Source organism: Shewanella sp. SM87, assembly GCF_025653705.1.
In the GTDB taxonomy this organism is placed as follows: Bacteria; Pseudomonadota; Gammaproteobacteria; order Enterobacterales; family Shewanellaceae; genus Shewanella; species Shewanella oncorhynchi.
The window spans coordinates 57743-69657 of record NZ_JAKKSC010000003.1 but is presented as its reverse complement, the minus strand read 5'-3'; the positions used below and the strand labels follow the sequence as shown (position 1 = coordinate 69657).

The window sequence follows — 11915 nt, the reverse complement described above, 5'->3', positions numbered from 1 at the left end:
TAACTTTAAATAATAAAACCAACTAGTTAACCTAAATTAGATCTAAACGTTCAATTGAACTAATCACTGTACTTATGACGAACTCTGCTACACTTAAATCAATATTTCAACGAAAACAGCGATCTAACCATTAATAAACCCATTTTACAGGGACAGTCATAGAAGAGGTTTTCGCACTATGTTAACGCTTACCATAAAACAAAAAATCATCTTTAGTTTTAGTGCAATTGGCGCGCTGCTCATCGCTGGCAGTAGCTTTTTCTACTATTCACTCTCCCAAGTACAAACCGCCTATCAAAATATTGAAACCTTAGCCGTACCCGTGCAAAAGCAGAGTAATAGCTTACAACTAGTGCTATTAAAAATGTCACGCCTTGCCACCCTAGCCCATAGTCAGCAAGACACTGTCGCCTTAACCAAAAGTCAGCAAGCATTTACCGCGCTGCAGAAGAAATATCAAAGTATCGAAAATGAGTTAATTGAGCGAGTTGCAGATCAACCTAAGATGCAAACATCCCTGAACGAAGCACAGGCAAGATACCAAGCCTATTTGCAGCAAAGCCAAGCCATGTTTAGCGCTAAACTCGCCAATGAACAAGCAAAACGGCAGTACCTGCAACTCTTTGAGCGCTTTAACCATGCCAAGACCAACGCCAGTAATGCGATGATTGATCTCGAAACTCTTTCCATCCCCGATAATCCCACTTTACTCGAAGAAATTGTCGGCACAGGTACTCGCATTGACGACATGCTCTATACGCTAGCCAACACTATGGGGGAACTGCTCCACACTCAAAGTTTGGATGTTATTCAATCGCACCAACAGGATGTCGGTATTTTACTGGGAAATCTCACCACTAACTTTACCTTTTTAAAACAACAAACTGATGGGCTTGATACCTTAGGATTACTGCAAACATTCGAGCAAGAATATGCGATTATCAATACCTTACTCGCAGCGCCTGCCGAACTTTATAAAGTGCAGGAAGCCGTAGTTGAGGCACAACGACAAGCAGAGCAACATTACCTCGATGCCGATAAAGAGTTTAATGCGAATAATCTCGCCTTAGATAAGTTAATCAACTTAGCCGACCGCCGATTTACCAGCCTGCAAACCATCGCCAGTAATGATATTCAACAGGGTCAAACCTTAGCGATTGTACTAGCACTGGTATTTATCATCATGGTGAGCTTTATCTCTTTCTTCACCTCCAAGGCTATGCTCAATCCCTTAGCCTTAGTGAACGGCGCACTCGCCAGTATCGCCCAAGGGGATTTATCTAAACGCATTCATAAACGCCATAACGATGAATTTGGTGCCCTAATCGATAACATGAATACCTTGAGTGACGATCTTGCCAAGCTGTTAACCAATATCAGCCAAAATGCCCATTCATTGGACAGCTCTGCCACCCAAACCAATGAGCAAGGCCAGCGCATCGCCAATGCCGCAACGGCGCAAATCAGTCGAGTCGATGAAACGAAAGCCTTGGCAGAACAGATGTTTACTAGCTCAAATCTAGTGACAGAACAGGCCAGTGAGTCGGCGAGACAAATCAGTCAAGCCTCGAAATACGGTAATCAAGTGAAGCAAATTGCCGATGATAATCGCAATAAAATTGCCGAACTGAGCGCCCGTTTAAGTAGCTCAGTTGAAGTCATGTCTCGCTTGAGCATTCAAAGCGATAATATTGGCAGCATTTTAACCACCATTAGCAGCATTGCCGAACAAACCAATTTGCTGGCACTGAACGCCGCCATTGAAGCCGCCAGAGCGGGGGAACATGGTCGTGGTTTTGCCGTCGTGGCCGATGAAGTGCGATCACTTGCCTCACGCACCCAAGCCGCCACCGCCGAAATTCAAACCATGATCACGGCCCTGCAAAAAGAAACGTCCACGGCAGCCGATGCAATTACTACGGGGCAAAATCAAGCAAATGAGTGTGTCGGACAAAGCCAAACCCTGCAGGATGCTATCGCTCACATAGAAAGCACCTTACATACCCTCAATAAAATGAGTCTAGAGATCACCCACGCCGCCCACGAGCAGTTAGATTACAGCCAACGGATTGAGTCGAGCATGAGTGAGGCGGCACAATCTGCAGACCAAAATGCCAATGAAGCTATGGACATGGCCAAACGCAGCAACGAAGTCACTCTGCTTGCCCATTCACTCACCAGCTCAGTGGAGCGGTTTAAACTGTAGAGGTGATGGGACCTAGAATCTAGGCATATTCCATCAGGAATTCATCGAGCTGTTCGTTGGCAATTTCAATCTCGTCACCTTCGAACTGGGCGATATGAAACATACCCTCACCTTCGTTAGTCACAGGGATATTACTTATTCCTATGATAATACCGTCAGTTGGCGCGCGAATGGCCACACTGTCACCGCCGTGGGGGCTGACGATATGGGCAATGATATAACCCTTAGTCACCCGCTGGCCGAGTTTAAGCTTCATATTCACTAAACCATCGGATTCACTGCGCACCCAATAACTGCGAATAGCACTGACACTCGCGCCTTTGTTACTCACTCGCCCTTTAAGCATATCTAAACTGCGCATCACATTGAGCACACCTTTGAGGCCAGATTTTATCGACAACTCGCTAAAACGTAACGCCTCTCCAGCCTCATATAAAATGCAAGGAATGCCCTGTTGATTAGCATAACCTCGCATAGAAACACTGCGCGCTTTAGAATGCATGATCAGCGGTGCACCAAAGGCATTCGCCATGGCCAGCATAGTCTCATCATTAGTATCACAGCGAATTTGCGGCAAATTATCCCTATGGACGGCCCCAGTATGTAAATCAATCACATGGGTTGCATGAACTAATAACTGAGTGGCAAACAGATTAGCTAAACGGCTTGCGAGCGCCCCTTTGCTAGAACCAGGAAAGCAACGATTTAAATCACGACGATCGGGTAAATAACGGGATTGCTGAATAAAACCAAACACATTCACTATTGGCACCACAATTAACGTGCCCGTCAGATTCTTTGGATTTACTCTGGCTAATAAACGCCGACAAATTTCGATACCATTAAGTTCATCCCCATGAATGGCGGCACAAACCAGTAAAGTCGGGCCAGGTTTGGCTCCGTGAAACACTTCCACATGAATATCGAGTTGCGTATCGGTATACAACTTAGCGGCAGGCAGCTTGATCCCTAATTGCGTCCCGGCTGTGACTCGTTTTCCCGCTAATTCAAATGCTTCACGTCTTTTTACCATGGCAACTCCCTTGTTCTATCAAATGTTATCCCGCGCGGTTGGCTCATGTTTACCGCATTTTGCCAAAGTGATCCGCTATTGCATATCAGCCTACTTTAAAGACTAAAGTGGGATTTTAAACGAATTATTGCGGCTCAAATTGGTTCAGCCAAGATTTTAAAATCTGCAGCAACACAGGCCTATCTTCAACGCTCACGCCCGCAAACAACGCACTTTGACATTGAATATGCTGAGGTAATGCCTTATCAATGAGCGCCTTACCCTCAGCAGTTAACGAGACATGGACGGCGCGGCGATCTTCCTTACTGTGCTCCCGCTCAATCAGCCCCTTATTTTCGAGTCTGTCTAAACGACTGGTCATAGCGCCAGAACTTAGCATCATGCTCTGATAAAGTTGCGAAGGCGAGAGTGTGAATGGTTCTCCCGAGCGCCTTAACGTCGCGAGCACATCGAACTCCCCCTGACCTAAGCCAAATTCGGCGTGGCATTGCAGCAGTACCACTTCGATATATTTCGTTAAACGAGCGATTCGCCCGAGCACAGCCATAGGGATCAAATCCTCAGTCACCCCTTGCTGTTGCCACTGTTCAACAATTCTATCGAGGCCATCTTCTTTGGTATTCGAATCCGCTTTCTTTTTATCCGTAGAACTCGCGTTAGTATCCGCAGGACTGGCATTAGTTAGCGTCATTTTAGCTGTCATAGGTTTATCTCAATATAAAGATTCTTTACATCATTCTTTACATCTTAGTCATTTTCTCGCAGAATTAAAATATCTTTATATCAAGATACATCTGAAAGAGATTCTTTTTGAATTGTAGTGATGTAGTTTCAACCTACTGTTGTTGAAAGGAAATCATCATGAGTATGCTAAATGCTGCTACAAATCACTTTTTCAGCAAATCAAACTCAGCTTATTTTTGGAGACAATCCATGCGATCCCCCCAGACAGAGAAAGCGAATTTGTTGCTGCTCGGACTCGCGTTCATCCTTATTGGTCTAAATCTACGACCCATTCTCGCCTCCGTTGGGCCTTTACTGCCCAGCATACAAAAGGATATCAGCTTAAGTTTTACTTTAGCATCTATGCTGACATTGCTGCCCGTGCTCGCCATGGGACTGGGCTGTTTTGCAGGCTTTAGTATCGCCAAACGTTTAGGATTCAATACCGTAATGACAGGATCATTGCTACTGCTGATCGCCGCTACTGCAATGCGCTTCTGGGCGATAGATGCCAATTGGCTTATCTGCTCGGCATTACTGGCTGGAGTCGCAATCGCCCTCATTCAAACCATCATGCCCGCCATGATTAAGCTTAATTTCGGTGAACGGGTGCCCTTAATGATGGGGCTTTACGTCACCGCCATTATGGGCGGCGCCGCATTAGCGGCGAGTAGCGCGCCTTTTATCGGGATAAACTTAGGTTGGCGCGCGGGTCTAGGTCATTGGACTTGGTTAGGCATATTCGCACTCGTGCTGTGGCTCCTGATTAAACATAAAGCCGCATTACCGAGCCAAGCAAAAGAGCAAGCTTTGCAACTTAACTTTTGGCGTTTTCGTCGCAGTTGGCTATTGGCGATATTTTTTGCATTAGGCACAAGTTGTTATGTCTGCGTACTTGCATGGTTAGCCCCCTACGCGGTCGAGCTAGGTTATAGCCAAACTCAATCGGGATTAGTGTTAGGTTTCTTAACCAGCATGGAAGTGATCGCAGGCTTAGTGTTTCCTTGGCTTGCCAGCAAGTCGACGGACAGACGCGCCATCATAGCCCTACTCTGCTTACTACAACTTATTGGCTTTATGGGACTCGCACTCGCCCCTCAAGTATCGCTATTTTTATGGGCGGGACTTGCAGGATTAGGTATTGGCGGGATTTTTCCACTCGGGCTGATTGTCACTATGGATCATCAACAAAATCCTATGTTAGCAGGTAAATTAACCGCCTTTGTACAAGGTGTGGGATATACCATAGCGGCTATCTCGCCTTGGATTGCCGGATTAATTCGCGATAATTTCAACAGCTTTAACAGTGCTTGGTTATTACTCGGTGGCTTAAGTCTGATGGCGTGGATATTATCTTGGCAATTTAATCCGCAGGGTTATGCACGCCAATATCAAATCACCCGCTGCGTATCTTAACGACCTAACTCAACATAAAAAAACCGCCATGTCGGCTAACGATCATGGCGGTTTTTATTGTGTTGAGCTAAATAAATCGCGCTCACACTAAGCGAAACTTAAGACTTTTTAACGAAGCATGTCAGAATCACAATACGAGTACCGTTAACGCGGCCTTCGATATGCTCTGGGTTGTTGGTCAAAGCAATGTTACGCACAGCTGTGCCACGCTTAGCCACAAAGCTAGTGCCTTTCACGTTTAAGTCTTTGATGATGACCACAGTATCGCCAGCATTGAGCACTGCACCATTACTGTCTAACGTTGGCGTAGCATCGTCACCTGCTGCGGCAACTTCGGCATCACCCCACGCTTTTAAATCGTCTTCAAGATAAAGCATATCCAGCAAATCTTGCGCCCAGCTTTCGCCATTTAAGCGCTTAAGCATACGATATGACATCACTTGAACTGCCGGTACAGGACTCCACATGCTGTCATTCAGACAACGCCAGTGGTTCATGTCCATGGTATCCGGTGCCGCAATTTGGCCACTGCAGGTTTCACAAATCATGATCTCATTGTCACGGCCATCGGAGGCTGGCAGATCATAAATAGAGAGTTCAAGCTCGCTGCCACACAGTTCACACTTGCCGCCACAGCGACTTAGCAATTCATTTTCAGTCATTTTTCTGTTCTATATGCCTAGTAAAACGCGGATTATGCCATAAACTGGCATTTTTCGGCAGGGGGCTGAGGCAATATAACCCTATTTTTTATGAGCTATATATGCCTAGTCCACACAGCCTTAGTGATTAGTCTTTAAAATTCATAGGCTAAACTCAAACGAACATCACGCCCAGCTGCGGGGATCCCATCGGAGAGAAACGGCACCACTTGCAGATCCGTAAGATTTTTTACCATCAAACGCACACTTAATCCCTTTAAGATGGCTTGAGGTTCATAGGCGAGATACACATTCTGTAGGAAGTAATTTTCGCTTGGCGACTCGGCATTAAAGATATCACCGTGGGGAACATTGGTTTGCGCATCATACCAAGCGCCCTGCCAAGCGATAGAAATGTCATCTGTGATATACATGCCTAAACGCAGACGAATATCGAGCGGGGCTATGTTAGCTAAATATTCATCGTCATCTTGGCTATCTCTGAGTGACCCATTGTGCTGTCCTTGCAGCCATGAAACCGCAAGATCACTGAACACATCTTGATAGCGATATTGGGCTTCAAAATCGGCACCGTAAATATGGTAACCATCAAGATTTGTATAACCACTTTGAATTAACTGGGTTTTATCAGACTTAGCTCCGCGGCGCTGGGCAATATCATCACGACCTAAATTGGCAAACAGGGTGATTTGCGTCGACAAAGCATCCTCATTGGCAAGTACATGCTGATGCTGCGTCATTAGGCCTAATTTGAAGGCATGTAAGCGTTCGACATCAATGTCGCGACTCGTGCCGGTAATGCTGGCTTTAGCGTATTGCACGGCATAAATCTCATCCACCACAGGGGCTTGCAAGCTATAAGCGTAATCAAAGTTTAACCGAGCGTGATTTGTCAGTTGATAATCTATGCCTAATCTGGGTGAGAACCCCGAATGATGGGTTGAGCTATAGTCATGGCCCGCAGCAATATCATTGTAATCTGGTGCAATATTTGGTCGACCTATGCTGTAGATAAAGTCATATCGCAGCGAGGGAGTCACAGTTAAGTCATTAGTAAGATGAATTGCATCGCGAATATAGGCAGCATAGGTATCTTGACGGCCTTCAGGTTGGTAGTAAGGTGTGTACCAGCCAAAGTTTTTCTCGGGATTTGTTTCATAACTTTTGTTAAACACGAGCGAAGTGCGGTCGAGACTACGGTACTGTAATCCTGTGGTGATCTCATGGTCACCAATCAAGCTCAAGTTGTTAATATCAATGTAGTCACGTTTATAGTCTAGCCAAGATTCGTGACCGAAGTTGCCTACGGAAACCGTCATTTTCTCCCACGCGATATCGGGTCTTACCCAGTGGCGTGCATTCGCCGAATGGGAAATCACCACTTGGGTATCGATCAGGGGATTACTCGGCGAATAGCGATAATTTGCCGACCAAGTGTTGTCTTCATAGGTGTTGTAGGCGGTTGTGGCATACAGAGCCTGCTCGTAGGAACCGTACTTTTTAATGTTGTAGTCCGAAATTGCAGGCATAGGGCCACGGCGGTTAGCCCAAGGTTTGCGGCCCTCATCAAGATAATGGGTCACGCTCAAGGCTAATTGGTGATCGCCCTGCGCGTAATCCATCTTACCTAGGTAGTTATTTTGCTCATAACCTGAATATTCAAACTCTTCACCATTGGCTAAAGTGACATCCCCCGCATCGCGACGCGTAAGATGCAGCAAGCCAGATAGATGTGAATTCACGCGGCCATAAACTGTCCCCGTATAACCCATAGCGTCATTATTGCTGGCGTAGCTGGTTTTGACTCGCGCGCCAAGGGATTGATCATATTTAAGAAAATCATCAGCCGATTTAGTGACCACATACATGGCACCACCAAAACCGCCATTGCCCGAGCGCACATCATGGGCGCCTTTGATCACTTCCACTCGTTTGATGAGGTCAGGATCGAGGAAAAATGAGCCGTAGCGATACTGCTCAAATCCCACCGGAGCATTATCCACATAAACGTTAAAATCTTCAGTCTCGCCAAAGCCCCAAATATTAATCCGCTCACCGCCGCTGCGGGTACCGCCATCGATATGCGCCCCCGCCATATCATCGATCACTTCGGCGAAAGTTGTCGCCTGCATCTCCTCGATTTGATCCATGGAAATAATCGCTTCACCGGGTTTAGCGACTGTGATAGCCCTGCGATATTGCTGCCCATGAACCTGCAGGATCTCAATCGGCTCAACCTTAGGCTCGCCCAATACCTCAGCGGCGTACAACGGCATTGAGGGCAATATACATAATCCCATAAGCGACAGATTTCTATTCGCTTTCCACTTATCACATTTAGGCAGGCAACCCATTCAACGTCATCCTATTAACAAACCAATCTAAAAATAGGGCGGCATTATAGGCACTAACGAACAAGATAAGAATAGTTCTCACTTAGCTTTACATGTAAATAACCGACTTATTGAAAACAAGGTAGAAGCGGCACAATGCAAAAATTTAAGTGAAGATCTTGCCGAAGGATGGCAGTATTGGCACCCAACTTGACAGTCTTAACTATCGTGTTTTAACTATCGTGAGAAGAACGGGCAGGCGATACGGAAGGATATGTCAGCAACTCACCTTGCTCCTCAATCGGCATTAATACTGCTTGTGCTCGGTTTATCTGCATTAATAAGGTTCCCTGATAATGGCCACTCTAACAACTAAAATCCCCATCGCGACTGGTGCAACGTTCAGCGCGGCGAGCCTGCAATTTTTAAATCAACTGGCACAAAACAACTCCCGCGACTGGTTTAAAGCCCATCAGGCGGAATACGAAGAAACAGTGCGAACGCCTGCACTGCAGTTTATCGAGCAAATGCAGCCCAGTATCCTCGCCCTCTCGCCTAGGCTCACTGCCGTACCAAAAAAAGTCGGCGGCAGCTTGATGCGTCCCCAGCGAGACAGCCGTTTTAGCAAAGATAAAACGCCCTATAAAACCAATGTCGGCATTCAATTTCGGCATTTTCAAGGTAAAGACGTACATGCCCCGGGACTGTATCTACATATTGCCGAAGATGGCTGTTTTATTGCAGCAGGGATTTGGCACCCAGAATCAAAAGCCTTAAATGCCATTCGCACTTGTATTGATGAGAACCCTAACGGCTATAAAAAGGCGCTACAGACCTTACAAGGTCATGGATTTAATATGGATGGCGACAGCTTAACTAGACCACCAAAGGGATTTGATAAAAACCACCCTATGCTGGCAGAGCTAAAACGAAAAGATTTTATCGCAGTTAAAAATATCGCCTTTGAGGAACTCTGCCGCCCAGATACAGCCAGTTTTTGTGCCGAGCAGTTTGCATACAGCACTCAACTGATGGCCTATCTGTGTTTTGCGCTAGACTTGGACTTTTAGAAATAGACTTTTAAAAAATAGATTTCTAAAAAATCATGGCCTAGGCAAAAACCTAGGCCAATCAAACTATGTCATTTGCAGTTATGCCGTCTGATTAGCACTCAAACTACGTAAATAGTCTTGCAATACAACAAATGCATTGTCTAACAACTCATATTCGCCCGCCTTGCCTAACACTCTAATCCCTTGTAATTGCAGCACTAAAAAAGCAGCAACTTGATGTGGTTGCACATGGGCTAATAGCTCTCCACGCGCTTGGCAAACTTGTAACACTTGGGTGAATGAGGTCTGTAATCGACAAAATAATCGCTGACATTCCTGCAGCACACTTTCATCGTTAAGGCTCTTTTCGAGCACGGCATTTTGCATAAAACAGCCGTACTTTTGCTCCCGCTGCAAAGCAACAAAGCGCGCTAAATAAGCTTCTATTTCAGCCAAGCCCGCTTTTTCATGCAGCAAAGTATCTGAAGCGCCAAAAGAGTAATGATCAAGGTAAAAACGGAGGCACTCGCGGTAAAGATTCTGCTTGTCGCCGAAACTGTTATAGAGACTAAATCGATTAATGCCTAAATGGCCGACGAGATCGGAAATCGAGGTTTCGGCAAAGCCCTTTTGCCAAAAAAGCTCCATCGCCAATATGAGTTTTTCTTGCCGATCAAAATTACAACTCCGTGCCATAGCCTGCGACCTAATCTCTTGAATACGCGTTCACGATCAGCTTCACCATTCCTCTTTACTACAGAAAGTTGAGGGGTAAATCATTCTTGACTGTTCGTTTAGATATAGCGTAAATTCTAACCTAACCGAACGTTCAGAAAAAGCCTTATGTGCCCGAATCGAGCATAAAGCACTGATAAAAACTACAGGACTTTAGATGAAACTCTACGAATTAGCTCCGACTCCCAGCGCACGCCGCGTCAGTATTTTTCTTGCGGAAAAAGGCATAGAAGTGCCAAGAGTGAACGTCGATATCCGTGGAGGAGAAAATTTAAGCGCCGAGTTTAAAGCCAAAAGTGTAAATGGCCGCATTCCACTGCTCGAACTCGATGATGGCAGCTACCTGTGTGAATCTGTTGCCATTTGCCGCTATTTAGACGAAATCCACCCGAGTAAGCGTTCACTGTTTGGTAATACACCGCTTGAGCGCGCCAAAGTAGAAATGTGGCAACGCATCATAGAGTTACAAGGATTAATGGTCGGGTTTCAAGCCTTTCGTAATTTAAGCGGTGTCTATAAAGACAGGGAAAATTGTGTCGAGTCTTGGGGCGCAGAATCACGCCAAAGGGTCATTGACTTCCTACCAACCTTAGACCAACAATTGAGCAAGTCACCCTTTGTGGCAGGCGATGCATTCAGTATTGCCGATATTTCGGCTTACGTTTTTATCAGTTTTATTAAAAATTTAGACATCGAAGTGACTGATAACTTGCCGCATCTCAAGGCTTGGTTCAACACTATGGCGCAGCGTCCTGCCATAGTATCGTTAACCCCTAAAAAATAGCGGCGCTAATGCCTGATGATGAATATTCATGGGCACTAAAGTGAGTAGCTATAAGCGTTATAACCTAAAGGAATCATCATGATAGATTTATACACAGCCGCGACCCCTAACGGTTTTAAAATTTCCATCGCACTGGAAGAAATGGGACTTGAATATCGCGTCCATAAATTAGATTTCAGCACCAGTGAGCAAAAACAGCCAGAGTTTATCGCCATCAATCCCAATGGTCGCATTCCCGCCATTATCGACCGCGATAACGAGGATTTTGTGGTATTCGAATCGGGTGCGATTCTGCTGTATCTCGCCGAAAAAACAGGTAAATTCCTGCCAGCCGACCCGAAAAAGCGCTCACAGGTGATCCAATGGTTAATGTTCCAAATGAGCGGCGTCGGCCCCATGATGGGACAAGCCAACGTATTCTTTAGGTACTTCCCTGAAAAAATCCCCGCAGCCATTGACAGGTATCAAAAAGAAGGTCGACGTTTATTCGAGGTTATGAATACTCAACTAGCTACAAATCAATACCTTGCTGGTGACGAATACACGATTGCCGACATCGCAACTTGGCCTTGGGTGCGGATCCACGAGTGGAGCGGCATCAATATGGAAGGTCTGACACATTTGCAACGTTGGTTAGATGAGTTAGCACTCAGACCCGCGTGCCAAAAAGGCATAGTCACGCCACCACCGGTGGAAATGAGTGATGAAGAACGGGCTAAGCAAATCCAAAAGATGGTGACGAAATAATCACCTTCCAAGCGGTAATTGAGTGATAGTCTGCAAATAACCCTTTGGTACTGAATGCACTATAAGTCTCAGTGACTCAACCACAAAAAGCCCCGCAAGTTGATGCGACTTTGGGGCTTTTTTTCTGCCTGTTATCGGGCAAAACTGCTACACTCTGCGCCACTTATTTTTCCCCTCTGTTACAGTTATGCCTCCTACATAAGGCGCAGCCACAGAGAGCATAA

At 45.8% G+C, this 11915-nt stretch carries 10 protein-coding genes; 5 read left to right on the top strand and 5 right to left on the bottom strand.

Annotation, left to right across the window (positions count from 1 at the left end):
- The first annotated feature begins 178 nt into the window (after nucleotides 1–178).
- Entirely contained in the window at nucleotides 179–2206 is a 2028-nt protein-coding gene (locus tag L5M11_RS03310; RefSeq protein WP_263191339.1) for a methyl-accepting chemotaxis protein, read from the top strand.
- Nucleotides 2207–2225: 19 nt separating this feature from the next.
- On the opposite strand, the gene L5M11_RS03305 is transcribed toward L5M11_RS03310, so the two are convergent.
- Together L5M11_RS03305 and L5M11_RS03300 are read right to left on the bottom strand one after the other, a co-directional pair.
- The gene (locus L5M11_RS03305) at nucleotides 2226–3239 is read right to left on the bottom strand and encodes a succinylglutamate desuccinylase/aspartoacylase family protein (RefSeq protein ID WP_028760658.1); all 1014 of its coding nucleotides are present in this window, start codon (nucleotides 3237–3239) and stop codon (nucleotides 2226–2228) included.
- A 124-nt stretch (nucleotides 3240–3363) separates the two neighbouring features.
- Nucleotides 3364–3942: a MarR family winged helix-turn-helix transcriptional regulator gene (locus L5M11_RS03300; RefSeq protein ID WP_173497081.1), complete on the bottom strand. Its 579-nt coding sequence runs from the start codon at nucleotides 3940–3942 to the stop codon at nucleotides 3364–3366.
- A 230-nt stretch (nucleotides 3943–4172) separates the two neighbouring features.
- Here L5M11_RS03300 and L5M11_RS03295 point away from each other — a divergent pair, with 230 nt between their 5' ends.
- Complete coding sequence (locus L5M11_RS03295) at nucleotides 4173–5378, top strand: MFS transporter (protein WP_263191337.1); 1206 nt, start codon at nucleotides 4173–4175, stop codon at nucleotides 5376–5378.
- A 98-nt stretch (nucleotides 5379–5476) separates the two neighbouring features.
- On the opposite strand, the gene L5M11_RS03290 is transcribed toward L5M11_RS03295, so the two are convergent.
- Entirely contained in the window at nucleotides 5477–6040 is a 564-nt protein-coding gene (locus L5M11_RS03290) for a PhnA domain-containing protein (RefSeq protein ID WP_011790067.1), read from the bottom strand.
- 134 nt (nucleotides 6041–6174) lie between these two features.
- Complete coding sequence (locus L5M11_RS03285; protein ID WP_263191336.1) at nucleotides 6175–8394, bottom strand: TonB-dependent receptor; 2220 nt, start codon at nucleotides 8392–8394, stop codon at nucleotides 6175–6177.
- Nucleotides 8395–8729: 335 nt separating this feature from the next.
- On the opposite strand from L5M11_RS03285, the gene L5M11_RS03280 reads away from it, so the two are divergent.
- Entirely contained in the window at nucleotides 8730–9443 is a 714-nt protein-coding gene (locus L5M11_RS03280; protein WP_263191334.1) for a DUF2461 domain-containing protein, read from the top strand.
- An 81-nt stretch (nucleotides 9444–9524) separates the two neighbouring features.
- Here L5M11_RS03280 and L5M11_RS03275 read toward each other — a convergent pair whose 3' ends face one another.
- Nucleotides 9525–10121: a TetR/AcrR family transcriptional regulator gene (locus L5M11_RS03275; protein WP_219234247.1), complete on the bottom strand. Its 597-nt coding sequence runs from the start codon at nucleotides 10119–10121 to the stop codon at nucleotides 9525–9527.
- 196 nt (nucleotides 10122–10317) lie between these two features.
- Here L5M11_RS03275 and L5M11_RS03270 point away from each other — a divergent pair, with 196 nt between their 5' ends.
- Entirely contained in the window at nucleotides 10318–10944 is a 627-nt protein-coding gene (locus tag L5M11_RS03270) for a glutathione S-transferase family protein (protein WP_263191333.1), read from the top strand.
- A 78-nt stretch (nucleotides 10945–11022) separates the two neighbouring features.
- Nucleotides 11023–11691, top strand: a complete 669-nt coding sequence (locus L5M11_RS03265; RefSeq protein WP_014610189.1) for a glutathione S-transferase family protein — start codon at nucleotides 11023–11025, stop codon at nucleotides 11689–11691.
- Nucleotides 11692–11915: the final 224 nt, after the last annotated feature.

Coding starts and splice junctions, on each gene's coding strand:
- L5M11_RS03310 (WP_263191339.1), top strand. CDS start 179: ATGTTAACGCTTACCATAAAACAAAAAATCATCTTTAGTTTTAGTGCA.
- L5M11_RS03305 (WP_028760658.1), bottom strand. CDS start 3,239: ATGGTAAAAAGACGTGAAGCATTTGAATTAGCGGGAAAACGAGTCACA.
- L5M11_RS03300 (WP_173497081.1), bottom strand. CDS start 3,942: ATGACAGCTAAAATGACGCTAACTAATGCCAGTCCTGCGGATACTAAC.
- L5M11_RS03295 (WP_263191337.1), top strand. CDS start 4,173: ATGCGATCCCCCCAGACAGAGAAAGCGAATTTGTTGCTGCTCGGACTC.
- L5M11_RS03290 (WP_011790067.1), bottom strand. CDS start 6,040: ATGACTGAAAATGAATTGCTAAGTCGCTGTGGCGGCAAGTGTGAACTG.
- L5M11_RS03285 (WP_263191336.1), bottom strand. CDS start 8,394: ATGGGTTGCCTGCCTAAATGTGATAAGTGGAAAGCGAATAGAAATCTG.
- L5M11_RS03280 (WP_263191334.1), top strand. CDS start 8,730: ATGGCCACTCTAACAACTAAAATCCCCATCGCGACTGGTGCAACGTTC.
- L5M11_RS03275 (WP_219234247.1), bottom strand. CDS start 10,121: ATGGCACGGAGTTGTAATTTTGATCGGCAAGAAAAACTCATATTGGCG.
- L5M11_RS03270 (WP_263191333.1), top strand. CDS start 10,318: ATGAAACTCTACGAATTAGCTCCGACTCCCAGCGCACGCCGCGTCAGT.
- L5M11_RS03265 (WP_014610189.1), top strand. CDS start 11,023: ATGATAGATTTATACACAGCCGCGACCCCTAACGGTTTTAAAATTTCC.